Source organism: Nonomuraea sp. SYSU D8015 (assembly GCF_008065375.1).
In the GTDB taxonomy this organism is placed as follows: Bacteria; Actinomycetota; Actinomycetes; order Streptosporangiales; family Streptosporangiaceae; genus Nonomuraea.
In genome coordinates, this window is sequence record NZ_VJYI01000013.1 from 232,073 (window position 1) to 257,359 (window position 25,287).

The following is a 25,287-nucleotide window of genomic DNA, read 5'->3' on the forward strand; positions in this document are numbered from 1 at the left end:
GCGGATTTGTCCCGCAGGCCACAACGAGCGGCGGGATTTCGTTGCGCCACGTCATAGCCGCCTGCTCCGCTTCGCCCCTACCCTCGCCTGCACCCACAGCGAAGGGGACTCTCATGCGTGCCCTCCTGGCACTGGCGACGGCGACGATGCTGCTGCTCTCCTGCGCGAGCCCGGCCCTCGCCGACCCCGACTGGTCGTTCACGGACGAGCACGAGCAGCCCGCGCCGAAGCCCACCACGAAACCCACCACGAAACCCACCACGAAACCCACCGGTTACGCGCCCGGTCAGAAGGCGCTGGCCGGACCCGCCCGCGTGGTCAGCGAGCGCCGGCTCGACGCCCGCACGCTGGACCTGCTCGTCTCCTCGCCCTCCGTCGGCCTGCTGACCCCGGTCCGCCTGCTCCTCCCCAAAGGCTGGTCGAGGGGCGCGAAGCGGACGTGGCCGGTGCTGTACCTGCTGCACGGCGGCGCCGACGACTACACGTCGTGGACCCGTATGACGGACGTGGCCGCGTACACGGCGAACCTGGACGCCATCGTCGTCATGCCGGAGGCCGGCCGGGCGGGCAACTATTCGGACTGGCACAACGGCGGCAGGGGCGGCAGCCCGGCGTGGGCCACCTTCCACACCTACGAGGTGCGCCGGCTGCTGGAGATCGGCTACCGCGCCGGGACCCGCCGCGCGGTGGCGGGCCTGTCGATGGGCGCGTACGGCGCGATCAAGTACGCCGCCCGCCACCCCGGCATGTTCCGCTTCGCCGGGGCCTACAGCGGCATCCTGGCCACCCGGCTCCCCGGCATCCCCGCGATCATCATGCAGGCCCAGGCCAGCGAGAAGCAGGACCCACTCGCCCTGTGGGGACACCCGAAGAGGGACGAGAAGGTGTGGGCCGCCAACGACCCCATGGCCCTCGCGCCGAACCTCAAGGGCGTGAGCATCTACATCTCCAGCGGCACCACCAGCTTCCAGGGCCCGCTGGACCCGCCGGGCTCGCCGTGGCATCCGGCGCACCTCGGGGAGCCGCTCTCGGCCTACACGGGCAAGGCGCTGAGTGCGCGGCTCGATCGGCTGGGCATCCAGCACACGCTCCATCTGTACGGGAACGGCACGCATACGTGGCCGTACTGGATCCGGGAGTTCAAGAGGTCGTACCCGATGATCGTGTCCGCGCTGGGACTGCGGAACGGCTAGACACCGGCGGCGAGCGCGCGGAGATCCGGTTCACGCGCGGCGACCCGCCGGCGTCGAGCCGACGGGTCGCGAAGGACGTGACGGCCTATGCGGCGTGCAGGTAGACCTGGCCGAAGACCTCGGAGAGGTTCTTCAGGTCGGTGGCCACGTCCACCTCGGGACTGGCCGGGTCGTAGACGGTGGCCAGCCGGGCGCGGACCGAGCCGAGCTTCTTGAGCTGGTCCCAGGTGGCGTTGGCGGCCCACTTCTCGCCGTACACACGGCTGACCTGGCCCTGGTCGTTCTGCCAGCGGGTCCACAGGGTGACCGTCTCCGCGGCGTCGTCCTGGAGCGGGGCGGCGATGCGGTCGGTGATGGCCTTGGCGGTCTGCTCCTCGGTGAGCGGGGCGGCGGCGAAGATCGCGTCCTCGACGGCGATCTGGGCGTAGGCGTCCCAGGCGCGGGCGCGGACCTGGATCGACTGGTTGCGCTGGGCCTCGGCGGCGTCGATCTTCCAGGTGGCGTACTCGGTGGCGAAGTGGCCGCTGTCCAGAGCGAGCTGGTCGATGTGGCCCTTGGCCAGCCAGGCGCCGATACGGTCGGGGTCGAGCAGCGGGTACTTCTTGGCGATCTCGGCCTTGCAGGCGTCGTTCGCACCGCAGCCGAACACCGGCACCAGCGTGTGCGCGGCCAGCTTCTTGCCCGGCACCAGGCCACGCAGCGCGGCCGTCGCCTCGGTGACGAACTCGTCCAGCTCCTCCGCCCTGGCGAACGTCTGGTTGTAGCCCAGCTGCGAGGTGAAGCGGATGCCCACGACGCCCGGCTGCGCGGCGGCCAGCGCGGCGATCTTCTTGGCGGCCTCGGCCAGCTTGCCCGCCTTGTAGTCGTCGGCCAGCTCCGTCTCGATCCACAGGCGCATGGTGGTCTGGGCGGCGGTCTGCGCGGCCTGGCCGGCCGGCGTCTGCTGGGCGGCGGTCTTCTCCTCGGCGGTGATCCCGGTGGGGTCGGTGTAGCACTCCTCGCCGTTCTGGCATTCGGGCTTGCCGCCGTCCTCGGCTCCCTCGACGTCCGGGTCGCCCACGTCGTGCGCCTCGCCGTCGCCCTCGCTGTCGTGCGTGCAGTCGGTGCCCGGGTCGGTGCAGTCGACCTCGGGGGCGTTCAGGGGACCGGCTTCCTTCATGTTCTCGCCGTCGTTGTTCAGCCAGAACCTCGCGATGTCCGCGGCCTCCTCGGGCGTGGCCATCCACGTGCAGACCACGAACGCGGGGGTGTCGCTGGACAGCAGGTCGTTACAGCTTCTCGGGTCGTCCTCCGACCACGCTGGAACGCCGACGCCGAGGAATGAGAGGGCTAGTCCGATGACGAGGAGCTGCCGCAGCCGCTGTCGCATGGCACCTAACTTCCAGGGGGTGATCGTGGGCATATGCACCATATCTGGACGATCAACAACGTTCAATGAGATCGACGGCCTTCTCCACGCCGTTCTCCACGCGGAGTAGCCGCCCCAGTTGCGCTGATTTTTCGCGATATTTCGGTACGGCGCGCAGCCGCGCAGCCAGCTCGCCCCCGCTGAACCGCCCGATCGGCAACGGCGGCGGCCCGGCCCCGAGCGCGGCCACCCTCCGCCCCCAGAAGGGCTGATCGGAGAAGAACGGGCACACGACGCCCGGCACCCCGGCCGTCAACGCCGTCCCCGTGGTCCCGGCCCCGCCGTGGTGCACGACGGCCGCCATCCGCGGGAACAGCAGGTCGTGCGCCACCTCCCCCACCCGCACGACGTCGTCGGACACCTCGACGGGCAGCCCTTGGACGACGCCCCGCAGGCCGGCCCGCCGCAGTCCGGCGACGACCTCCTCGGCCACCCGCCCGGGCTCTCCCGGCACCATGCTCCCGAACCCCACGTACACGGGCGGCGGCCCGTCCGCCAGGAAATCCTCGAGATCGCCCAGCCCTCCGCTCCCCGAGAGCCGCCAGTACCCGGTGAGGTGCACGTACTCGGGCCAGTCCCTGGGCCGCGGCACGACCAGCGGGCTGACCCCGCACAGGACCGGCACCCGGTCCCGCCGGTCGGCCGCGAACGGGCTGCCCCGCGTCGGCCCGAGCCCCAGCACCCCGGCCCGCAGCCGGTTCACCATCCGCCCGAGCACCAGCCACCCGAGCCGCTCCACGAGCGCGTAACTGACCCGGTTGCCGAGCCGCCCCAGGGAGGCGAACGGCAGGAGCGGATTCGGGAACGCGCCGGTGGGCTCGCTCGGCTGGAGCTGCAGGATCCGGTACGGGATGCCGTATCGCTCGTGGAGGTGCCTGCCGAAGGCGCCGAGCGCGGGGGCGAGCACCAGGTCCGCGCCCGCGCAGGCGGTGTCCACCTCGGCGACCAGCTTCGCGGCCAGCGGTTCGACGACGGTTCTGAGGCCTCGTACGAACCCCGTGGGCCCGCTCCGCAGCCAGGCCTGCCCCTCCTCGCTCTCCATGATCGCGACGGGATCCACGCCCAACGGCGCGAACGACACCCCGGGCCCGGCCAGCCCGGCGTACCGCCCGGCCGCGACGAGCGTGACCTCGTGCCCGCGCCCTGCCAGCCCTCGGGCCAGCGCCGCGCACGGCTGCGTGTCGCCCCTGGAGCCGAGGGCCAGCACGGCCGTCCTCATGGCAGCGCCGCCAGGCTGACCAGCGCCCCCACCAGCACCAACCCGGCCGCCACCAGCAGGCCGGCCGCGTACCCACTGGCGAAGCCCGCGGCGGCGTGCACGATCACCCCGACGGCGGCGATGCCGAAAAGACCGGAGATCTCGCGGCTGACCGAGAACACGCCGCCCGCCACCCCGGCCCGTTCCTCCGGCACCGCGCCCAGCACCGCGGACCCCAGGGGCATGGTCAGCGCCGACCCCACCCCGATCGCACAGACCGCGGGCAGCAGCCGAGCCCACCCGTCGCCCGCCTCCAGCGTGGCCGCGACCGCCATCCCGCCGGCGACCAGCGTGAGCCCGATCGCCACCGTACGCCCGGCGCCCAGCCGCCGCTCCACCGCCGGCGCCAGCGGCGTGACCAGCACGACCAGCAGGGCCAGCGGCACGAACGCCAGCCCGGAGGCGGTGGGCGTGAACCCGAGCACGCCCTGCAGGAAGAGCGCCGTGTAGAAGAACACCCCGTTGACCCCGAGTCCCCAGAGCACCTGCGCGACCACGCCGCCGGTGAAGGCCCTGACCGCGAACAGCCGCAGGTCCACCATGGGATCGGCGGCCCGCCGCTCGACCAGCGCGAACGCCGCCCCACTGCCCGCGCAGACCAGCAGGGCGGCGACGACCGGTGGCGAGTCCCAGCCGTGCGCGCCGCCCTGGATCAACGCGAACGTCCCCGAAGCCAGGAACGCCACCGAGGCCAGCACCCCGGGCACGTCCAGCGACCTCCGGACCCCGCCACCCGCGTGCGGAACCGCCACCGAGGCCAGCGCGATCACCACGGCGCCCATCGGCACGTTGACGAGGAACACCCAGCTCCAGTGGGCGTGCTGGCTCAGGTACCCGCCCACGACCGGCCCGAGCGCCAGCGCGCCCGCCCCGGACGCCATCCACACGGCCACGCCCATGGACCGCTGCCGCTCGTCCCGGCCGGCCAGCACGGCCAGCGTGGCAGGCAGGACCAGCGCCGCCCCGGCGCCCTGGGCGAGGCGGGCGGCGACCAGCAGGTGGATCGTCGTGGCCAGCCCGGCGCCGAGCGAGGCCACGGTGAACGCGGCGAGCCCGGCCAGCAGCACCTTGCGGTGGCCGTGGACGTCGGCCAGGCGGCCGCCCGCCGGCATGAGGCCCGCGAAGGTCAGCAGATAGCCGGTGGCCACCCATTCGAGCGCGGACAGGCCGGCGCCCAGGTCGCGCTGGATGCTGGGGAGCGCGACGGTGACGGCCGTGTTGTCCAGGGTGGTCAGGAAGCCGGCCAGCCCGACCACCACCAGCAGCAGCGGCCCGGTCGTGGCGGGGCGCCGGGTGAGGGCGATGCCGCTCACGAGTCGACCTCCACCCACATCCATCCCGCCCCGTCCGGGGTCGCCCGCACCTCCCGGGTCCGCCCCGCCGTGACCCTGACCCACCGCGGCCGGTCGTCCTCATCCTCGGGCTCCTCGGGTGACGCGGACTCGGCGAGAGCGGAGTAGGGATGCTTCCTGAAGGAGCTGGCCTGGACGAGCTGCCGCCGCCCGTTGACATGCCCACCCGGGTCCACCACCGGCCCGCCCTCGGCTCGCACCGGCCCGCGCTCGGCCGGCGCCGACTCGTGCTCGGCCGCCAGCGGCACGGGGTCGGTGTCCACGCCGAAGACGGCGGGCCGCCCGTTGACGGTCACCGCGGGCCCGGCGCCGCCCTCCGCGGCGGGCTCGATCGCACGCCGGCCACCAGCCGCCCCCACGGGCGGGGCGACGGGCCGCGGCGCCGGCGCGGGGCGAGCCGGGGCGGAGCCGGCCGGGGCGGGGAGAGTCGGGGCGGGGCTGGCCGGGGCGGGGAGCCCGTGGGCCAGTGCGGGGAGCCCTCGGGCCGGGGCGGGGCGCGGTGCGGCAGCCGCGTGGACCGTGGGAGGGAGCGCGCGGGCGGGGGCAGGCCGGTCGTGCGCGTCGATGTGGCGGTGGAAGGCGCGGAGCGGACGGGGCAGCCACCAGTTGGCGCCGCCCATCAGCCGCATGGTGGCCGGCACCAGCAGCGCCCGCACTAGCGTCGCGTCCACCACGATCGCCACGAACAGCCCCACCCCGAGCAGCTTCACGATCGTGATCCCCGCCGTGGAGAAGGCCCCGATGACCACCAGCAGCAACAGCGCCGCACTGGTGATCACTCCGCCCGTCTGCTGCAGCCCCGCCGCCACGGCAGCCGCGTTGTCCCCCGTACGCAGCCACTCCGCCCGCACCCGCGACAGCAGGAACACCTCGTAGTCCATGGACAGCCCGAACACCACGGCCAGGATCAGCACGGTCACGGTCGCCTCGATGGACCCGGTGGAGGTGAACCCCAGCGCGGAGGCGAGGTGCCCGTCCTGGAAGGCCCACACGACGACCCCGAACGACGCCCCGATGGACAAAACGTTCATCAGCAGCGCCTTCAGCGGCAGCACCACCGACCCGAACGCCGCGAACAGCAACACCGCCGTCACCGCCGCCACCACCAGCGCCATCCACGGCAGCGTGGCGGCCAGGCTGTCCATCAGGTCCATCTGCGCGGCGGTCGGCCCACCGACCACGACCCGCCGCACGTTCGGCTCGGGCGGCGCCAGGCCCCTGATCGACCTGACGAGCTCCTCGGCCTCGTCCGACATGGGGTCCACGTCGTAGCGGACGGCGAGCCGCACGGCCCCGTTGTCCTGCGACATCCCGGCCACGTCGACCCCGGCCACGTGCGGCAGCCGCCGCAGCCGGTCGGCGAGCGGCTTGGCGTCGGAAGGGGACACGGGTGTGACGGCGCTGATCCCCGTGTGCCCCTGGCCGAGCGGCCCCGGGATGGCGGGCTGCTCGGTGAAGGAGCGCTCGACCAGGACGTGCACGTCGATCGCGGCCATGGAGTTCCTGGCGAAGTCGCGATCGACGGCCTCGGCGACCCGCCGGCTCTCGGAGGCGGCCGGCAGCACGCGGTGGTCCACGTTGCCGAACTCCACACGCAGGAACGGCAGCGACAGCGCCACCAGCACGCCGCTCACGGCGACCAGATACAGGACGGGCCGCCGCATCACGCTGGACGCCACGGCGTGCCACATGCCGCCGTCGCGCCGCCCGTCACCGAACCGAGGGGTGATCCGCAGGGCGTCCACGTGGCGTCCGAGTATCCCGAGCACTGCGGGCAGCACGACGAGCGCGGCCCCCATCGCGACCAGCACCACGGCGGCCGCGCCCAGGCCGATCGAGCGCAGGAACATCTGCGGGAACAGCAGGAGCCCCAGCAGCGCCGTGGCCACCGTCAGCCCGGAGAAGGCCACCGTCCGCCCGGCCGTGGCCATGGTCCGCACCACGGCCTGCTCGTTCGAGGCCCCGCCGGCGATCTCCTCCCTGAACGCCTTGAGCACGAACAGCGAGTAGTCCACGGCCAGCCCGAGCCCGAGCATGGTGACGACGTTCAGCGAGAAGACCGAGACCTCGGTGACCTCGGTGAGCAGCCGCAGCAGCACCAGCGCGCCGAGCACCGCGAACAGCCCCACGAGCAGCGGCAGCCCGGCGGCCACCAGACTGCCGAAGACGATCACCAGCAGCACCAGCAGCACCGGCATGGAGATGGCCTCGGCGCGCGCCAGGTCGGCGGCGGTCTGGTCGTTGAGCTCCTTCAGCAGCGGCACGGACCCGCCGACCTCGACGTACAGGTTGTGGACGCGGCGCAGCCGGTCGGCGATCGCGGCGTAGGCGGCCTGCTTGTCGCCCTTGAGGGTGACCAGCGCGTACGTCGACCGCCCGTCCTTCGACACCATCCGCTTCGACCCGGTCGTCCAGTACGTGGCCAGCCCGCGCACGTGCTCCTTCGGCAGCGCCCGCAGCGAGTCGTGCACCGCCCTCTTGTATCGCGGGTCCCGCGCCTTGACCGTCGGGTGCCGGTAGAGGACGACCACGTCGGGGGCGTGGCGGCCGTACCACTCGTCGTTCCAGCGCGCGGCGGTGGTGGAGTCCGCGCGCGGGTCCTCGAAGCCGCCGTCGGCCATCCGCCCGAACAGCTCGAACCCCAGCGGCACCACGAGGACGGCCGCCGCCAGGCTCAGCACCAGCAGCGTCCATCTGCCGCGGTAGACCAGCCGGCCGGCGGACTCAAACAAGGGCGCCGTCCAGGTACGCCCGCAGGCACGCGCGCCGGGCGATCTTCCCGCTGGACGTCCTGGGGACGGCCCCGGCCTCGGTCAGCACGAAGTCATGTACGGATAAATCGTGTTTCGTCCGGACGGCGGCCCGTACCGCCCGCCCGACCTCCTTCACGTCGGCCGACAACCCGCGGCGCGACCGCTCGGCCACCACGACGAGCCGCTCGGTCTCCTCACCCGGCACCGCGAACGCCGCCACCCGGTCCCGCCGCACCGCCTCGTGCGCCTCCTGCACGGTGGCCTCGATGTCCTGCGGGTAGTGGTTGCGCCCGTCCACGATGACCATGTCCTTGATGCGCCCGGTGACGTACAGCCGGCCGTCGTGGATCACGCCGAGGTCGCCGGTGCGCAGCCAGGTCCCGTCCGCGCCGTGGGTGAACGCCTCCGCCGTCCGCTCAGGGTCGCGCCAGTAGCCGCGGGCCACGTTCGGCCCCTGCACCCAGATCTCCCCCACCCGCCCGTCGGGAAGCGCGCCCGACTCGCCGGCGATCCTGACCCGCTGCCCGTACGGCCGCCCGCAGGAGACAAGCAGGCTGCGCTCCCCCTCCGCGCACGGCACGGCCCAGCCCTCGCTCAGGGCCTCGCGGGAGAACCCGGTCACCACGGGCGCCTCGTCCCGGCCCGTCGCGGACACGAACACCGTCGCCTCGGCCAGCCCGTACGCGGGCGTGTGCGCCTCGGGCCGCAGCCCGCACCCGGCGAAGGCCGCGTCGAACGCCTCGATCGCGCCCGGCCTGACGGGCTCGGCGCCGTTCAGCATGACCCGCACCCTGGACAGGTCGAGCCCCGCCTTGTCGCCGGGGCGCACGCGGGCGGCGGTGAACTCGTAGGCGAAGTTGGGCGCGCCGGTGAACACGTCGTCGTACTCCGACAGCAGCCGCAGCCACCGCACCGGGCTCATGACGAACGCCACCGGATCCATGAACACGGCCTGGTTGCCGCCCATCATCGGCATCGCCACCGTGGCGACCAGCCCCATGTCGTGGAAGAGCGGCAGCCACAAAACAGCCACCGACGTCCTGGGCCGGGCCCGGAAGGCCTCCCAGAGCTGGGCGGCGTTGGCGGCCAGGTTGCCGTGGGTGATCTCGACGCCGGCGGGCGCGCGGGTGGAGCCGGAGGTGTACTGCAGGTAGGCCAGGTCGTCCGGCCCGACGGGCTCGGGCTCCCATTCGTCGGCGAGCAGGTCGGAGACGGTGTCCACGGTGACGACCGGCAGCCGGGTGAAGTCCGCGACCCCGGGCAGCGCGGCCGTGGTGGTCAGCACCACCGCGGGGTCGGCGTCGGAGAAGGCCCGATCCAGCCGCTCGGCGTGCCCCGGCAGCCCGGGCGCGAACAGCGGCACCGCCACGAGCCGCGCGTACATCGTGCCCAGCACCGCGACCACGTAGTCGAGCCCCGCCGGCGCGAGCACCGCCGCCCGGTCGCCGGGCCGGGCGAGCTCGCGCAGCCGCACGGCCAGCGCCCTGGCCTTGAGGTCGGCCTGGCCCCAGGTGTACGTCCGGCGCGCGCCGTCCCCGAGGTAGTCGGCGAACGTGTACGCGGGCGCGCCGGGCGCCTCCCGAGCCCACCGCGCCACCCGGTCGATCAACGTGTCAGGCATGCCGAGTCCCCTCGTTTCAGGGACCTAGCAAATTACGGGAGAAGGAGGGCGGGATTCTTGCCAAACCCCTGCACATTCCTCATTCGGTCTTGTTACGAGGTGACAAGAAGTGCGGCAAGATAGGGGAGTTTGGCTGTTTGTAGGGGGTAAACGCCAGTGCAAGGTTATGGACGCGATCTCGGGCTGCTCCGGGATCGCCGGTTCGCGATGCTTCTCACCGCGCGGACGATCTCCGTGCTGGGCAGCACGTTCGCCCCCGTGGCACTGGCCTTCGGCATCCTCGAACTGCCCGGCGCGGACGCCACCACCCTTTCCGTCGTGCTCACCGCCGAGTCACTGCCAATGATCGCGTTCATGCTGGTCGGCGGCGTGATCGCGGACCGGATGCCGCGGCAGCGGGTGATGATGGCGGGCGAGCTGATGATGGCGGCGGCGTTCTCCACGCTGGGCGTCATGCTGCTCACGGGCTGGACCCCGCTGCCCGCCCTGGTCGCCGCGGCCGCGCTGGGCGGGACCGCCGCGGCCGTCGTGTTCCCGGCGCTGCAGGGGATCATCCCCGAGGTCGTGCCGCAGGACCGGCTGCAGACCGGCAACGCGATGCTCGGCCTGGGCGCGAACGCCTCGCGGGTGGCCGGTGCGGTGCTCGGCGGCGGGACGGTTGCGCTGTTCGGCGGCGGCTGGGCGCTGGCGGCGAGTGGCGCGATGTTCGCCCTCGCCGGCGTGCTGATCGGGATGCTTCGGCTGGAGCCGGGCGAGCGACCCCGCGAGGAGCGGCACTCCGTGCTGGCCGACCTGCGCGACGGATGGCGGGAGTTCCGCTCGCGGCAGTGGCTCTGGGTGGTGGTCGCCCAGTTCTCCCTGCTGGTCATGGCCATCCAGGCCGGGCATGGGGTGCTCGGCCCGCTGTGGGCCAAGGAGAACGCGGACGGCGCGTTGACGTGGTCGTGGTTCCTCGCGGGCGAGGCCATCGGGATGATCGCCGGGGTGCTGCTCTCCATCCGGCTGCGGCCCAGCCGGCCGATCATGCTAGGGGTGCTTCTCTGCCTGCCGACCGCGCTGCCGTACGTGCTGCTCGGGCTGGACGCGCCGATCTGGGGGATCGTGGCCGGGGCGTTCGTGCTCGGGGTCTCCTTCGACGTGTTCGGCGTGCTCTGGCAGACCACGATGCAGCGCGAGGTGCCGGCCGAGGCGCTGTCGCGGGTCAGCTCGTACGACATGCTCGGGTCGCTGATGTTCGGGCCGATCGGCCTGATGCTGGCGGGGCCGGCGGCGGAGGTGTTCGGCACGGAGGGCGCCCTGCTCGGCTGCGCCGCCATCGTCGTGCTGTGCACCCTCGCCGCGCTGCTCGCCCCGGGAGTGCGCAACCTGCGCGCGCCTCAGCTCGCGCCGGCCCGGGCGGACGCCGAGGCGAAGTAGGCGTTGGCCCGGGGCTGGAACATCAGCACCATCGCGCCGAGCACGGCCGTCAGGTGCAGGATCCGGCTGACCGCGAAGACCCAGCCCACGGCGTCCATCCCGGCGACGGCCTCGGCGATCGAGCCGCCGTCCAGCAGCCACCGGACGGGCTCGACCACGAGCGACAGGGTGCCGAACACGCCCAGCGTGCCGGCCAGCGTCCACCGCGCCCAGTTCTGGCCGCGCTTGAGCCGCAACGCCAGGAAGGTCGCGCCGGCGAAGACGGCCAGCCGGAACCCGAGTCCGGGCAGCACTCCGGCGACCGTGGACGTGCCCGCGAGGAGCTCCTGGCTGACCATCAGCGCGGCCTCGAACGCGCCGAGCGCGACGGCCGACAGCCAGAGCATGGCGGCGGCGGGCACGACGGGCGGCAACTCGGTCCTGCGGGCTTCTGCGACGGTGCTCATGTCGAACCTCCAAAGGGGGTGAGGGCCTTACATGAGGAGTCTCCGCCGCGGCGCCGCACCGATCACGCCCGCCGTCCCCCCAGTTCAGGTGGGGTACGCCCTACCGTCCCCGGTCTCACACGATGATGAGCCGCACGACGACGCCCGCGCAGTTGCCCGCCACGCAGATGCGCACCGGGACCTCGGAGATGCCCGGCGTGGTGGGGACGCCGCTCACGTGGCCGTCCGGACCGATGGTCACGCCGTCGGGCAGCTTGGCGTAGTCGGTGACGGTGAAGGCGGGGAGCACGCCGGCGGGGCCGCCATTGATGCCGATCTCGCCGTCCAGCGGGGCGCCGACCTTGCCGGGGAAGGTGAGGTCGCGCGGCCCCCAGGGCACGTTGCCGAGCACCACGAGGGTGACCTCCTGCTCGTGGCAGGCCTGACCCGCGCAGAACTGGACGGGGGCGACGTACGTGCCGGAGCGCTCCGGCGTGCCGTACAGCCGGCCCCTCTGGTCGACCTTGACCCCGACGGCGAGGTCTCCGGAGCGGAAGGCGACGCCCTTGGCGACGGGCAGCAGCCGCAGGCTGACCTCGATGCCCTCGGTGACGTAGAAGGTGTCCTCGACCAGGTGGCTCTGCGGCGGGTCGGCGGGCACGTGCCGGGACATCAACGTCATGGGGGTGGAGACGGAAGGCACCACGGCGGCCAGCGCGCACACGGCCAGCCCGGCCAGCACGAGAACCCACCTTCGCCTCATCGTCACCCCCTGGCTCCGGCTACTTCCCCTACGTACCCCCATCACCGCACAGCGTCACCAGGCAGTGCCACTGGATAATCGGACCATGGTCGCTGAATCCGCCCAGACCCTGGAGCGTGGGCTCCGCCTGCTCAGACTGCTCGCCGACGGCAGAGGCGGACGCACGCCGACCGAGCTGAGCGCCGAGCTGTCGCTGAGCCGCCCGGTGGTCTACCGGCTGCTGACGACGCTGATGAACGAGGGTTTCGTCCGCAGGGACGCCGAGGGGCGGGTGCACCTCGGGTTCGGGGTGCTCGTGCTGGCGCAGGCCGTGCAGCCGCTGCTGCGGGCGGCGGCGGTGCCGACGCTGCGGCGGCTGGCAGAGAAGGTCGGCGCGACCGCGCACCTGACCGTGGCCGAGGGCGACGACGGGCTGGCCGTGGCCGTGGTCGAGCCGTCCTGGACCAATATGCACGTGGCCTACCGGGAGGGCTCGCGCCATCCGCTCACGAAAGGCGCGGCCGGGCAGGCGATATTGGCGCTGCGCGAAGGGCGCGACGACTACTTCGTCACGGAGGGGCAGTTGCAGGAGGGTGCCCGGGGGGTCGCCGCGCCGGTCACCGGGCTGCCGTGGCTGGAGGCCTCAGTGGGTGTGGTGACGTTCGGCCCGCTGGAGGAGTCCACGGGGCCGCGGGTGGTGGCCGCCGCGGCCGAGCTGTCGTCAGCGCTCCGTTAAAGGGGCTCGGTTGAAGGGGCTGGGTTGACATCTCCAGACCGATAGCGGACGGTAGTTACACATAGAGGACAGTTCCGTCCGATAAACGGACGAACGCTGGAGGGGCCGATGCCGTACTATCGCGTCGTTGGGGAGGTGCCGCGCAAGCGGCACGTGCAGTTCAGGCGGCCGGACGGCGGTCTCTACGCCGAGGAACTGATGGGCGAGGAGGGGTTCTCGTCCGACTCCTCGCTGCTCTACCACCGCTACCTGCCGACCGCGATCGTCAAGGCGGAGGCCGTCACACCGGTCACGGAGACGCGCCTGGAGCCCAACCTGCCGCTTTCGCCGCGCCACTTCCGCACCCAGGAGCTGTCCAGCGCCGGCGACCTCGTCAGCGGGCGCATGCTGCTGGCCGGCAACGGCGACGTCCGATTGTCGTACGCCACCAGCGACCAGCCGAGCGAGCTCTACCGCAACTCGATGGGCGACGAGTGCGTCTACGTGCAGGCGGGCTCCGTCCGGTTCGAGTCCACATACGGCGTGATCGAGGCCGGCGAGGGCGACTACGTCGTCATCCCGACCGGGACCATTCACCGGTGGGTGCCGAACGGCCGGGTCAACGTGCTGGCCATCGAGGCGTCCGGGCACATCAGGCCGCCCAAGCGCTACCTGTCGCAGTACGGGCAGTTCCTGGAGCACGCGCCGTACTGCGAGCGCGACCTGCGCTCCCCCGCCGAGCCGCTCGTCGTCGAGGGCGAGGAGGTGCCGGTGCTGGTGCGCACGCGCGGCGGGCTGACCAGGCTCGTCTACCGCAACCACCCGTTCGACGTGGTGGGCTGGGACGGCTACCTCTATCCGTTCGCGTTCAACATCGACGACTTCGAGCCGATCGTGAAGAAGACGCACGCGCCGCCGCCCGTGCACCAGACGTTCGAGGGGCCCGGGTTCGTGGTGTGCTCGTTCTGCCCGCGGCCGCTCGACTACCACCCCGAGGCGATCCCGATCCCCTACAACCACCACAACGTGGACTCCGACGAGTTCATGTTCTACGTGGGTGGCGACTACTCCGCGCGCAAGGGCTCCGGCATCGACGTCGGCTCGATCTCACTGCACCCGGCCGGGTTCACGCACGGGCCGCAGCCCGGCGCGGTCGAGGCGGTGATCGACGCGGTCGCGCGGGGCGTCACGACCACGAGCGAGATGGCCGTGATGGTCGACACCTTCCGCCCGCTCGACCTCGGTCAGGGCGCTCTGTCCTGCGAGGATCCCGGCTACGCGTGGACCTGGTCGCGATGATGCTCTACACGGCACTGGTGGACGACGCGGGACTGTTCCCGCCGACGTCCCTGCACATGGACGAGGCGCTCGCCCGCAACCGGCGGGACCTGGAGCGCGGCAACCCGGTGCTCACGCACCGCTTCCTCTGCCCGGCCAGCCGGATCGACCGGCTGCGGGCCAAGGACTACCGGCCGCGGCGGATCGGCCTGATCGTGGACACGCCGGAGCTGCCGCCCTTCGACGACCTGCCGGTGGACATCGTCGAGATGCCGCTGCCGGACGGCGAGACGGTGGAGGCGCTGGCCCAGCGGCTGCGGCTGCCCGACGGGGTCCGGCTGTTCGCCGAGGTCCCGCCGCGCAGGATCGGCATGGACGTGCCCGACGGCGCCGGGCTGAAGGTGCGCTGCGGCGGCCTGACCGCCGACGCCTTCCCGGCGGCGGAGCAGCTCGGGATGTTCATCAGGTCCTGCGTCGAGCGGGACGTGCCGTTCAAGGCCACGGCCGGGCTGCACCACGCCGTACGCCACTTCGACCCCTCGCTCGGCGTGGACCGGCACGGCTTCCTCAATCTGCTGCTCGCGGTCTGCGAGGCGGCCGAGGGACGCGATCCCGCGCCCGTGCTGCGCAGCACCGACGTGGGCCATCTCGTACGGCTCGCGCACGCCGTGTCGGAGGAGACAGCCAAGCGGGCACGGCGGCTGCTCGTGAGCTACGGCTCGTGCAACACCAGCACGCCCGCGGAAGACCTGCAGGCGCTCGGACTGATCGAGGAGTATTCGTGAGCTGGGGAGTGGACAACCTGCCCTACGGCGTCTTCTCCCTGCCCGGGGAGTCGCCCCGGGTGGGGGTGCGGTACGGCGACAAAGTGCTCGACCTGACCGCCGCGCTGCACGACGAGGTGTTCGCCGCCCCGTCGCTCAACCCGTTCATGGCCAGGGGGCGCACGGCCTGGCACGACACCCGGGAGCTGATCAGGAACAAGCTCACCGACGACCTGTCCGTGACCGAGCCCCACCTGATCCCGCTGGCGCAGGTGCAGCTCCACATGCCGTTCGAGGTGGGCGACTACGTCGACTTCTACTGCTCGCTCGACCACGCGAGCAACGTCGGCCGGATGTTCCGCCCCGACACCGAGCCGCTGCTGCCGAACTGGCGGCACCTGCCGATCGGATACCACGGCAGGGCGGGCACGGTCGTCGTGTCCGGCACGCCGGTCAAACGGCCGCGGGGGCAGCTCGGCGAGGGCCGGTTCGGACCGTGCGAAAAGCTCGACCTGGAGGCGGAGCTGGGGTTCGTGGTCGGCGTGCCCACGACCCTCGGCACGTCCGCCGGGGCCTTCGAGGAGCACGTGTTCGGGGTGACGCTGGTCAACGACTGGAGCGCGCGGGACATCCAGGCGTGGGAATACCGTCCGCTGGGGCCGTTCCTGGCCAAGTCGTTCGCCACGTCGATCTCGCCGTGGATCACGCCGCTGGAGGCGCTGCCCAGGATCCCCGGGCGCCCGCAGGACCCTGAGCCGGTCGAGTACCTCCGTAGGCAGGGCGACTGGGGGCTGGACATCTCCCTCGAGATCCTGCTCAACGGGGAGGTCGTATCACGGCCGCCGTATTCGAGCATGTACTGGACGCCCGACCAGATGCTCGCGCACATGACTGTGAACGGGGCGTCGCTGCGGACCGGTGACCTGTTCGCCAGCGGCACGATCTCGGGACCCGAGCCGGGCGAGCGGGGCTCGCTCATCGAGCTGACCTGGAACGGGACCGACCCGATCAAGCTGGCGGGCGGTGAAACCCGCGCCTTCCTCGAGGACGGCGACACCGTGACCATCCGGGCCACCGCCGGCGACCTGACATTGGGGGAGGTTTCCGGAACTATCGTGTAGGTGACTCAGCGTGCTCGGCCGCTGACTGACCGCTACCCTGGGAGCACCCTTCCCTCGGAAAGCAGGAGTCACATGCGGCGAGCCGCGACGCTTTGTGTCGCTTTTCTCCTGATTTGCGGCTGCGGTCCCGTGACGGCGGAGACACCGGTCACACCGCCGGTCGTGCACATCTCGCCCGCCCTCGACAGCAAGCGCGCCCGGCCCGACCGCGGCCTGGTGATCAGGGCGTCCGGCGGCAGGTTGACCAAGGTGTCGGCCTATGTGAGCGGTGAGCCCGTCCCCGGCAGGCTCGACGCCTCCAAGACGATCTGGCGCTCCGACTGGACGCTCAAACCCGCGGCCGAATACACGGTGGCCGCCACGGCAGCGGGTGCGCGTGGTCCCGCCACGGTGGCGATGGGCCGCTTCCGCACCCGCCCGGCCGGGCGGGCCTTCGGGATCGCCGCGACCGCGCCCCTCCCCGGCGAGACCGTCGGCACCGGCATGCCGATCATCATCGACTTCGACACCCCGGTGGACGACAAGGCGGCCGTCGAGCGGGCGCTCGAGGTCAAGGCCGAGCAGCCGGTCGAGGGTGCGTGGCGGTGGACGAGCGACACCCGGGTGGTCTACCGCACCCGCCGCTTCTGGGCGCCCAGGCAGCGCGTCACCGTCACCGCCCACCTGGCCGGCGTGCGCCCGGCCGCCGGCGTCTACGGCGCCACCGACTCCACCTTCGCCTTCACCGTCGGCCGCGGGCAGACCAGCACGATCGACACCAGGACGCACCAGATGGTCGTCCTGCGCGACGGCGAGGTCGCCCAGCGCATGGCCATCAGCGCCGGCATGGCCACCACCCGCGAATACACCACGACCAGCGGCATCCACCTGACCATGGACAAGGGCAATCCGGTCCGCATGGTCTCCCCCGGCCGGGAAAAGGGCGAGCCCGGTTACTACGACCTGATGATCGACCACGCCGTGCGCATTTCCAACAGCGGCGAATACGTGCACGCCAAGGACAACGTGTGGGCGCAGGGCAAGGCGAACGTCAGCCACGGCTGCATCAATTCCCGCCCCGATCAGGCCGCCTGGTTCTACGCCACCACCCTGCGCGGCGACCCCGTCACCATCACCGGCACAGACCGCGAGCTCGAGTGGGACAACGGATGGGGTTTCTGGCAACTGTCGTGGGAGGAATGGAGACAGGGAAGCTCTCTGCTTCCCGCCGATTCCGCAGGTGGACGGGTGCCGCAGGGATAAATACAGGATTACGGTAGAGAAAGGGGAACCACTCACGGACTCGGGCCCGTTGTCTCGACAGGAGGGCCGGACATGGATGAATGGATCATCTGGGTAATCCTCGCACTCGTCCTCGGTGTGGCTGAGCTGTTCACGTTCACGGCCGCGCTCGGTCTCCTCGGCGTGGCGGCTCTCCTGACCGCCGCGACCGCCGCCATCGGATTGCCCGTCCCCCTGCAGTTACTGTTCTTCGCCGCCTCCTCCGCGGCCGGCCTGCTGGTCGTCAGGCCGCTGGCGATGCGCCATATCAAGCAGCCGCAGCTCCAGCGGTTCGGCGTGGAAGCGCTGGTCGGCAAACCCGCCTATGTGATCTCGGAAGTGACGGGGCGCGACGGGCGAGTACGCGTCGGGGGCGAGGAATGGTCGGCGCGCGCCTACGACGAAACCCTGGTGATCCCCGCGGGGGCGACCGTCGACATCATCGAGATCGAGGGGGCGACAGCCCTCGTCTATCCCCGGGAGTGATCCATGGATCCGCTCTTGCTCGTCGGACTTCTCGTCATACTCTTCGCCGTGTTCACCGTGCTCAAGGCCGTGCGGATCGTCCCGCAGGCCCGGGCGCGCAACGTCGAGCGTCTCGGCCGTTACCATCGCACGCTCAAACCGGGCCTCAACTTCGTCATCCCGTACATCGACCGTGTCTATCCCATGATCGACCTGCGTGAACAGGTCGTGTCCTTCCCTCCGCGGCCCGTCATCACCGAGGACAACCTGGTCGTCGAGATCGACACCGTACTCTACTTCCAGGTCACCGACCCGCGGGCGGCGGCGTACGAGATCGCCAACTACATCGCCGGCGTCGAGCAGCTCACGGTGACCACGCTGCGCAACGTCGTCGGCTCCATGGACCTCGAAAAGACCCTGACCTCGCGCGACACCATCAACAGCCAGCTGCGCGGCGTGCTCGACGAGGCCACCGGCAAGTGGGGCCTGCGCGTCAACCGCGTCGAGATCAAGGCCATCGACCCGCCCAAGACCATCAAGGACGCGATGGAGAAGCAGATGCGGGCCGAGCGCGACAAGCGTGCCGCGATCCTCAACGCCGAGGGCCAGCGCCAGTCGCAGATCCTCACGGCGGAGGGCGACAAGCAGGCCCGCATCCTGCGGGCCGAGGGCCAGCGGGCCGCCGCCGTCCTGGAGGCCGAGGGCCAGTCGCGCGCCATCGACCAGGTCTTCCAGGCCGTCCACCGCAACGACCCCGACCCGAAGCTGCTGGCCTACCAATACCTCCAGGTGCTGCCGCAGCTGGCGCAGGGCAGCGGCAACACGTTCTGGGTGATCCCGAGCGAGGTCACCTCGGCGCTGCAGGGGGTCTCGAAGGCCTTCACGGAGGCGCTGCCGCGGTCGGCCGCCACGCGGGACGAGGTGCCGCAGACTGCGGCGGTGGCCGAGGAGGAGGCCGCCAAGGCGGCGGAGGCAGCGGCCGAGGCCGTCGCCGACGCGCAGGAGGCCGAGAGCCCGAACGGCCCCCGCCAGCTCACCCAGGGCGCCCAGGAGCCGTCCCCGTTCTCGGACCTGGAGCGTGAGCGCAAGGAGGCCGAGCGCTGACCTCCCGCTGACCAGGGCGACGCCCGCCGCATCCGATCATGCGGCGGGCGTCGTTCCGTACGGCGTAGCGCGCCCCCGCCGAACTCGCCGTGCCACCGGAGTCAGTGGGACAGGGGCGCATCCGTGGTGTCCACCAGCGTGCACTCGGCGATCGGCCCCTCGCCGACGCGCGCCCAGATGCCCGCGACCGTCCCCCGGTCGCCCTCCGAGACGCTGAATTCCAGCACCCCGGTCTGACCAGGGCCGATCACACGCGGGTCGATGAGGAAGCTCAGCTCCGAAGCGTTCTTCGGCTCCCAGCCCTTGGGCGGCGGGAAGACCGACAGCGGCGCCTCCTCACTGCTGAGGAAGCGGCTGCTGCGCGGCTGCGGGCTGCACTTCTTGCCCATGGGGATGTAGTCCACGACCACGTTCGCCCCCATCGCCCGAAGGTCCGCCTGGAGCCTCTTCGGATCCTTGGCCTCGTTTATGGTGATGCTGATGAGCCCTTCGGGGCTCTTGGCCAGGGCGTACGCGGGGCTGCCGCCGAGCAGCAGCGGCACGGCCACCGCCGCGGCGGCCGCCAGCCCGAGGGCGGGGGCGAGGATGGCGAGGCGCGGGAGGCGCCTGCGCGCGGGCTTGGCGTCGATCTCGGTCATCACGAACTCCTTGAGCAGTCGGTGACGGCCCTCGGGAAGATCGCGTTCAGCCGGCCAGTTCATCGGATCTCCTCCTTCTCGGGGCCTCGGTCACCTACTACCTGTCGCGGCGCCGGGGGCGGTTCCCCGAGAAGCGCGAGCTTTCTGCGAGCCCGCGACAGCCGGGACTTGACGGTGCCCACGGGGATGCCGAGCGCCTCGGCGGCCTCGGCGTAGTCGAGGCCGCCGAGGACGCACAGGGCGAAGACGTCCTGCTCGTGGCGGCGCAGCCGGCCGTACGCCTGACGCACCGCGGCCAGCCGCTCGGCGTCGTCCATGCGGCCCACCACCTCGTCCGCGAAGTCGGGCACCTCTTCACCTCTGGGCAGCCGGGCCAGGGCGTCGTCGTGGCGGCGGGCGGCCCGGCGCACGTTACGGGCCACGTTGGTGGCGATGACGAGCAACCAGGGCTTCAGCGAGCCGCCCTCGGGGTCGATCCGTGCCCTTGATCGCCACGCCTCGAGGAACGTCAGCGCCATCACGTCCTCGGCCGTGGACCAGTTGGCGGTCAGGCGGAAGGCATGGTTGTAGACGGCTTTGGCGTAGTCGTCGAAGAGCTCGCCGAACGCGGCTTTATCCCCGCTCCGTATCCGGGCCCGTAATGACATGTCCACACATATCTACTGTCCGGCCGGCTCATCAGGTTCCGGCACGCGGCACCTGATCGTGGCCAGGAGGTCCAGCCACTCGGCCGTGTCCCTCGCGTGAGACCGTCTGGACGCGGGCTGCCGGGCCTCATATCGACCTCCACCGGCGCTCCCGTGAGCATGGACACCACCCGAGCGCTCGGCACATCGGGCGTCGCCCCCACCTCCCCGGCCATCAAGCCTGCCCACCGTCGAAGTACGCGGCCAGCTCCGGATCCAGAGGCGGCACGTCGTACGGCATCCCCCCGTCCCGCAGCGACATCGTCGCCATGTACCCGGCCGCCACGCTCATCCGCGCCGCCACCGGCGAGGTGTCCGTGGCGCCACCGTCCCGGACGAACCTGCAGAACTCCGCCACGATCTCCGCATCCGCTCCCCCGTGCGGCCCCTGCGCCGGCGGCACCTTGTACGCGATGTCGCAGTCGTCCCGGTAGCCCGTGGGCCCGGTGTTCCACACCTTGACCGTGTCGCCCGGCCCGTCACCGAAGTTCTCCAGCCGCCCCTCCGTGCCGATGACCGTGTAGTTGCGCACGTAGTCGGGCGAGAAGTGGCACTGCTGGTAGGCGGCGATGACGCCGTTGTCCAGGCGCATGTTCATCACCGACACGTCCTCGACGTCCACGACGTGGTGCAGGTCCCGGCGCGAGGTCGGCGGCCACTGGTATTCCTTGAGCCAGCCCTCGGGGCGCGGCGTGCCCGGGGCGCGGTGCGGCAGGTCGCCGTAGACCATGAGGTCGCCGAAGGCGTTGACCCTGGTGGTGTAGCCGCCCGCGAGCCAGTGGATCACGTCGAGGTCGTGGGCCGCCTTCTGCAGCAGGAGCCCCGTGGTGCGGGTGCGGTCGGCGTGCCAGTCCTTGAAGTAGTAGTCGCCGCCGTACGAGACGAAGTGGCGCACCCAGACGGTCTTCGGCTCGCCGATGACGCCCTTGCGGATGATGTCGCGCATGAGGCGTACGACGCCCATGTGCCGCATGTTGTGGCCGACGTACAGCCTGGTCCCGGTGCGGCGGGCGGCGCGGAGGATGGCGTCGCAGCCCTCCACGGTGATGGCCAGCGGCTTCTCCAGGTAGACGCTCTTGCCGGCCTCCAGGCAGTCGATCGCGATGCGCTCGTGCGTGTCGTCCGGCGTCATCACGATGACCGCGTCCAGGTCGTCGCGGTCGAGCAGCTCGCGGTGGTCCGATGTGGTGAACCCCGCGTCGAAGCGATCGGCCTGCCGCTTGAGCGTGGCCGGGTCGGAGTCGCATAACGCGGTCACGACCGATCCCTTGCCCGGGCGGTGCGCGTTCAGCGCGAGGCTCGTACGGAGGCCGAGGCCGATGACCCCGATGCGCAGATCGTCCACGGCGTGAAGCTTAGCTGTGGGGGCACTTAAGAAGTCCTCGATGGACATGGACCGGGGCCGGCGGGCAGAGTGCGTTAAGTTCGACCTAGGGGGAATGGGAGCCATGAAAGCGCTGGTCAAGGAGAAGGCCGAGCCCGGTCTGTGGCTGGTCGACGTGCCGGAGCCGGAGGTGGGGCCGGGCGAGGTGAAGATCCGGGTCCTGAGGACCGGCATCTGCGGCACCGACCTCCATATCCGGAAATATGACGACTGGGCCAAGCACGCCCTGAAACTCCCGCTCATCGTCGGGCACGAGTTCTCCGGCCACGTGGTGGAGGTGGCGCCGGGCGTCGAGGACGTCTCCGTCGGCGACCTCGTCAGCGGCGAGGGGCACCTCGTCTGCGGCAAGTGCCGCAACTGCATGGCCGGGCGCAGGCACCTGTGCCGCAACACGATCGGGCTCGGGGTCAACAGGGACGGCGCCTTCGCTGAATACGTCACCCTGCCCGCCTCGAACGTCTGGGTCCACCGCGTCCAGGTCCACCCCGACGTGGCGGCCATCTTCGACCCGTTCGGCAACGCCGTGCACACCGCGCTGTCCTTCCCCGTGGTCGGCGAGGACGTCCTGATCACCGGCGCGGGGCCGATCGGGCTGATGGCGGCGGCCGTGGCCACGCACGTGGGCGCCCGCAACGTCATGATCACCGACGTCAGCGACGAGCGGCTGGAGCTGGCCGGCAAGCTCGGCGTCTCGCTCGCGCTGAACGTCTCCCGCGAGTCCCTCGAGGAAGGCATGCGCAGGCTCCACATGCGCGAGGGCTTCGACGTGGGCCTGGAGATGTCCGGCAGCCCCCAGGCCATGCGCGACATGATCGCCCACATGACGCACGGCGGGAAGATCGCCATGCTCGGGCTGCCCGCCGAGGAGTTCGCCATCGACTGGGCCACCGTCGTGACCTCCATGATCACGATCAAGGGGGTCTACGGCCGGGAGATGTTCGAGACCTGGTACAACATGTCCGTCCTGCTGGAGAAGGGCCTCGACCTCACTCCCGTGATCACCGATCGGTTCTCGTACCGGGACTTCGACGCGGCCTTCGACACCGCCGCGAGCGGCCGCACCGGCAAGGTCATCCTGGACTGGAGCGGAGGAGCTCGGCCGGAGAGAGCGAGGAACGAGCCAACGGAGGCCGAAGCGGCCGCGACCATAGACAGGAGCGCTTGATGTTCACGAACGTACGCGAGCAGCTGCGTGCGACGCTCGACGAGATCACCGAGGCCGGGCTGCTCAAGCCCGAGCGTGTGCTCTCCACCCCGCAGAGCTCCCAGGTCGGCGTGGCCGGGCGCGAGGTGCTGAACTTCTGCGCCAACAACTACCTGGGCCTGGCCGACAATCCGGACGTGATCGAGGCGGCCAAGGCGGCGCTGGACCGGTGGGGGTTCGGCATGGCGTCGGTGCGGTTCATCTGCGGCACCCAGGAGGTGCACAAGGAGCTCGAAGCACGCCTGTCGGACTTCCTCGGCATGGAGGACACCGTCCTCTACAGTTCGTGCTTCGACGCGAACGGCGGCGTGTTCGAGACCCTGCTCGACGGCCAGGACGCGGTGATCTCCGACGCGCTCAACCACGCCAGCATCATCGACGGCATCAGGCTCTCCAAGGCCCAGCGTTTCCGGTACGCCAACCGCGACATGGCCGAGTTGGAGGCCCGGCTGAAGGAGGCGTCGGAGGCGCGGCGGCGGCTGATCGTGACCGACGGCGTGTTCTCCATGGACGGATATGTCGCGCCGTTGCGGGACATCTGCGATCTGGCCGAACGCTACGACGCCATGGTCATGGTCGACGATTCCCACGCCGTCGGCTTCGTCGGCCCGACCGGCCGGGGCACACCCGAGCTGCACGGCGTCACCGATCGGATCGACATCATCACCGGCACGCTGGGCAAGGCCCTCGGCGGGGCCAGCGGCGGCTACGTCGCGGCCCGCAAGGAGATCTGCGAGCTGCTGCGCCAGCGCTCCCGGCCCTACCTGTTCTCCAACTCGCTCGCCCCGGTCATCGCCTCGGCGTCGCTGCGCATCCTCAACCTCCTGGAGACCTCGAACGAGGCCCGCGAGCGGCTGCGCGCCAACACGGCGCGCTTCCGCAGCGAGATGACCAAGGCCGGCTTCGACATCCTGCCCGGCGACCACCCGATCGTGCCCGTGATGATCGGCGACGCCGCCGAGGCCGCCGCCATGGCCGAGCGCCTGCTCGACCTGGGCATCTACGTGATCGGGTTCTCGTACCCGGTCGTGCCGCACGGCCAGGCCAGGATCCGCGTCCAGCTGTCGGCGGCCCACTCGGAGGAGGACGTCGAACGCGCCGTCCAGGCCTTCATCCAGGCACGAGGCTGACCCCTCCCCATCCGAGAGGACGGCGTGGGCCCGCCGACCCGCGCCCCTTTTCCAGCCTGGAGCGGCGCGCCCGCCGACCCGCGGGCCCGCCCGACCCCCAAGAGGACCGCGCCCGGTCCGCCGGTGAGTATTCTCGCTGCGTGATAGACACGCGGCGGCTGCGCACGCTGCGCGCGGTGGCCGACCACGGCACGGTCACCGCCGCGGCGGCCGCGCTGCACCTCACCCCTTCCGCCGTGTCCCAGCAGCTCGTCGCGCTGGAGCACGAGGTGGGCCACCGCCTGTTCACCCGCGACGGGCGCGGCGTCCACCTCACCGCCGTCGGCAAGATCATGCTGAGCCACGCCAACGAGGTCCTCGCCCAGCTCGAGCGCGCCGAGGCCGAGGTGGCCGCGTACGCCGCGGGCGAGGTCGGCGAGGTCACCGTGGCCTGCTTCGCCACCGCCATCAGCGCCGTGCTGTCCCCCGCGATCATCGCCCTGCGCGACAACGCGCCCGGCGTCCGGGTGCGCGTGCTCGACGCCGAAGGCGACCAGAGCCTGGCCATGCTGCTCGACTCCGAGGCCGACCTGGCGATCGCGGTCGAATACCGCGGCGCGCCCGACGCCTCCGACCGTCGCCTGTCCCGCCTGCCGCTGTACGCCGAGCCGTTCGACCTGGTGCTCCCCGGCCACCACCCGGCGGCGGAGGCCCCGCTCACGTCCCTCGCGTCTCTCGCCTCCGAGACCTGGATCGGCCCGTATCCGGGCAACCCCGTGCACGACGTGATCACGTTCGCCTGCCAGCGGGCGGGTTTCACCCCCGACCTCGCGCACTGCTCCGACGACTTCCGCGCCGTGGTCGCCCTCGTCGGCGCGGGCGCGGGGGTGGCCCTCGTACCGCGGCTGGCGCTGCGGGACATGGTGCTGCCGGGCGTCGTCGTACGCCACGCGCCCGGGCCGGAACGCCGCGTCTTCGCCGCCGTCCGCAGGGGCGCCGACTCCCATCCCCTCGTGCGCCCCCTCCTCTCCGCCCTCCGCACGGTCGCCGCCTCGCTCGGAACGGGGTGAGGGACGGCGTACGCACCGGCGCTCGGCCGCGAGGGCGGCCCGCTCCTCCAGGCCACGCCCCCGGTGCCTACACCGGAGGGCGTGAGCCGTCAGCAGGTCAGCGTAAGACCCACAGTTGCCAGAAGGGGTGGTCGGACCTGCAGTCGTACCTGCTCGCGTATCCGGTCCGCACCAGTTCTGCGCCCTTGTCCATGCACGTGGTCCAGAGCACGAAGGTGTCGTAGTACCGCCACCTGGCCAGGACGGACTGCGTGGACGTGGCGCTCGACGCCTCGGCGATCGCCGTCGTGGCGGTCTCTGCGACAGCGGCACGCCCGCCCC

General features: G+C 71.6%; 22 protein-coding genes. 12 read left to right on the forward strand and 10 right to left on the reverse strand.

Annotated elements, in window-relative coordinates; translation table 11 throughout:
* Nucleotides 1-113 precede the first annotated feature (113 nt).
* Nucleotides 114-1,193 (forward strand): alpha/beta hydrolase, encoded by a 1,080-nt coding sequence (locus ID574_RS40345; RefSeq protein ID WP_188194291.1) that lies wholly within the window; start codon nt 114-116, stop codon nt 1,191-1,193.
* Nucleotides 1,194-1,278: 85 nt separating this feature from the next.
* On the opposite strand, the gene ID574_RS40350 is transcribed toward ID574_RS40345, so the two are convergent.
* Genes ID574_RS40350 through ID574_RS40370 form a run of 5 tightly spaced genes read right to left on the reverse strand, consistent with a single transcriptional unit; the run spans nt 1,279 to nt 9,585 of the window.
* On the reverse strand, nt 1,279-2,562 hold the full coding sequence (locus ID574_RS40350) for a hypothetical protein (protein ID WP_188194292.1): 1,284 nt from the start codon (nt 2,560-2,562) through the stop codon (nt 1,279-1,281).
* 52 nt (nt 2,563-2,614) lie between these two features.
* Nucleotides 2,615-3,820: a glycosyltransferase gene (locus tag ID574_RS40355; protein ID WP_188194293.1), complete on the reverse strand. Its 1,206-nt coding sequence runs from the start codon at nt 3,818-3,820 to the stop codon at nt 2,615-2,617.
* The gene (locus ID574_RS40360) at nt 3,817-5,172 is read right to left on the reverse strand and encodes a DHA2 family efflux MFS transporter permease subunit (protein WP_188194294.1); all 1,356 of its coding nucleotides are present in this window, start codon (nt 5,170-5,172) and stop codon (nt 3,817-3,819) included. Before ID574_RS40360 ends, ID574_RS40355 begins: the two co-directional genes overlap by 4 nt.
* The gene (locus ID574_RS40365; protein WP_188194295.1) at nt 5,169-7,943 is read right to left on the reverse strand and encodes an MMPL family transporter; all 2,775 of its coding nucleotides are present in this window, start codon (nt 7,941-7,943) and stop codon (nt 5,169-5,171) included. The genes ID574_RS40360 and ID574_RS40365 overlap by 4 nt, the downstream gene beginning before the upstream one ends.
* Entirely contained in the window at nt 7,936-9,585 is a 1,650-nt protein-coding gene (locus ID574_RS40370; protein ID WP_188194296.1) for a fatty acyl-AMP ligase, read from the reverse strand. The genes ID574_RS40365 and ID574_RS40370 overlap by 8 nt, the downstream gene beginning before the upstream one ends.
* A 156-nt stretch (nt 9,586-9,741) precedes the next feature.
* Here ID574_RS40370 and ID574_RS40375 point away from each other — a divergent pair, with 156 nt between their 5' ends.
* Nucleotides 9,742-11,001: an MFS transporter gene (locus tag ID574_RS40375; RefSeq protein WP_188194297.1), complete on the forward strand. Its 1,260-nt coding sequence runs from the start codon at nt 9,742-9,744 to the stop codon at nt 10,999-11,001.
* On the opposite strand, the gene ID574_RS40380 is transcribed toward ID574_RS40375, so the two are convergent.
* Complete coding sequence (locus ID574_RS40380; protein WP_188194298.1) at nt 10,962-11,447, reverse strand: hypothetical protein; 486 nt, start codon at nt 11,445-11,447, stop codon at nt 10,962-10,964. The two genes, ID574_RS40375 and ID574_RS40380, sit on opposite strands and share 40 nt — an antisense overlap.
* Before the next feature lie 115 nt (nt 11,448-11,562).
* Nucleotides 11,563-12,189, reverse strand: coding sequence for a hypothetical protein (locus ID574_RS40385; protein WP_188194299.1), 627 nt, complete (start codon nt 12,187-12,189; stop codon nt 11,563-11,565).
* Nucleotides 12,190-12,274: 85 nt separating this feature from the next.
* On the opposite strand from ID574_RS40385, the gene ID574_RS40390 reads away from it, so the two are divergent.
* From ID574_RS40390 to ID574_RS40420, 7 genes are all read left to right on the forward strand, one after another.
* Nucleotides 12,275-12,904 (forward strand): IclR family transcriptional regulator, encoded by a 630-nt coding sequence (locus tag ID574_RS40390; RefSeq protein ID WP_188194300.1) that lies wholly within the window; start codon nt 12,275-12,277, stop codon nt 12,902-12,904.
* A gap of 108 nt (nt 12,905-13,012) precedes the next feature.
* Entirely contained in the window at nt 13,013-14,182 is a 1,170-nt protein-coding gene (locus tag ID574_RS40395; RefSeq protein WP_188194301.1) for a homogentisate 1,2-dioxygenase, read from the forward strand.
* Nucleotides 14,164-14,946, forward strand: a complete 783-nt coding sequence (locus tag ID574_RS40400; RefSeq protein WP_223167573.1) for a hypothetical protein — start codon at nt 14,164-14,166, stop codon at nt 14,944-14,946. The genes ID574_RS40395 and ID574_RS40400 overlap by 19 nt, the downstream gene beginning before the upstream one ends.
* Nucleotides 14,943-16,046, forward strand: a complete 1,104-nt coding sequence (gene fahA, locus ID574_RS40405; RefSeq protein ID WP_188194302.1) for a fumarylacetoacetase — start codon at nt 14,943-14,945, stop codon at nt 16,044-16,046. The genes ID574_RS40400 and fahA overlap by 4 nt, the downstream gene beginning before the upstream one ends.
* A gap of 129 nt (nt 16,047-16,175) precedes the next feature.
* Nucleotides 16,176-17,288, forward strand: a complete 1,113-nt coding sequence (locus tag ID574_RS40410) for a L,D-transpeptidase (protein ID WP_223167574.1) — start codon at nt 16,176-16,178, stop codon at nt 17,286-17,288.
* A gap of 72 nt (nt 17,289-17,360) precedes the next feature.
* Complete coding sequence (locus ID574_RS40415) at nt 17,361-17,792, forward strand: NfeD family protein (protein ID WP_188194304.1); 432 nt, start codon at nt 17,361-17,363, stop codon at nt 17,790-17,792.
* A 3-nt stretch (nt 17,793-17,795) separates the two neighbouring features.
* Nucleotides 17,796-18,875 carry an SPFH domain-containing protein gene (locus ID574_RS40420; protein WP_188194305.1) on the forward strand — a complete coding sequence of 360 codons (1,080 nt, stop codon included), beginning with the start codon at nt 17,796-17,798 and terminating at the stop codon, nt 18,873-18,875.
* 101 nt (nt 18,876-18,976) lie between these two features.
* Here the strand turns inward: ID574_RS40420 and ID574_RS40425 are convergent, their stop codons facing one another.
* The 3 genes from ID574_RS40425 to ID574_RS40435 all read right to left on the reverse strand — a co-directional run bounded on the left by ID574_RS40425 (nt 18,977) and on the right by ID574_RS40435 (nt 21,544).
* The gene (locus ID574_RS40425) at nt 18,977-19,576 is read right to left on the reverse strand and encodes a hypothetical protein (RefSeq protein ID WP_188194306.1); all 600 of its coding nucleotides are present in this window, start codon (nt 19,574-19,576) and stop codon (nt 18,977-18,979) included.
* On the reverse strand, nt 19,573-20,160 hold the full coding sequence (locus ID574_RS40430; protein WP_188194307.1) for an RNA polymerase sigma factor: 588 nt from the start codon (nt 20,158-20,160) through the stop codon (nt 19,573-19,575). The genes ID574_RS40425 and ID574_RS40430 overlap by 4 nt, the downstream gene beginning before the upstream one ends.
* A gap of 214 nt (nt 20,161-20,374) precedes the next feature.
* Entirely contained in the window at nt 20,375-21,544 is a 1,170-nt protein-coding gene (locus tag ID574_RS40435; RefSeq protein WP_188194308.1) for a Gfo/Idh/MocA family protein, read from the reverse strand.
* Between the two features lie 103 nt (nt 21,545-21,647).
* Here ID574_RS40435 and tdh point away from each other — a divergent pair, with 103 nt between their 5' ends.
* The 3 genes from tdh (at nt 21,648) to ID574_RS40450 (ending at nt 24,966) form a co-directional block, all read left to right on the forward strand.
* Nucleotides 21,648-22,748, forward strand: a complete 1,101-nt coding sequence (gene tdh, locus ID574_RS40440) for an L-threonine 3-dehydrogenase (RefSeq protein WP_223167575.1) — start codon at nt 21,648-21,650, stop codon at nt 22,746-22,748.
* Complete coding sequence (locus tag ID574_RS40445) at nt 22,748-23,917, forward strand: glycine C-acetyltransferase (RefSeq protein ID WP_188194309.1); 1,170 nt, start codon at nt 22,748-22,750, stop codon at nt 23,915-23,917. Before tdh ends, ID574_RS40445 begins: the two co-directional genes overlap by 1 nt.
* 140 nt (nt 23,918-24,057) lie before the next feature.
* The gene (locus ID574_RS40450; protein WP_188194310.1) at nt 24,058-24,966 is read left to right on the forward strand and encodes a LysR family transcriptional regulator; all 909 of its coding nucleotides are present in this window, start codon (nt 24,058-24,060) and stop codon (nt 24,964-24,966) included.
* Nucleotides 24,967-25,287: the final 321 nt, after the last annotated feature.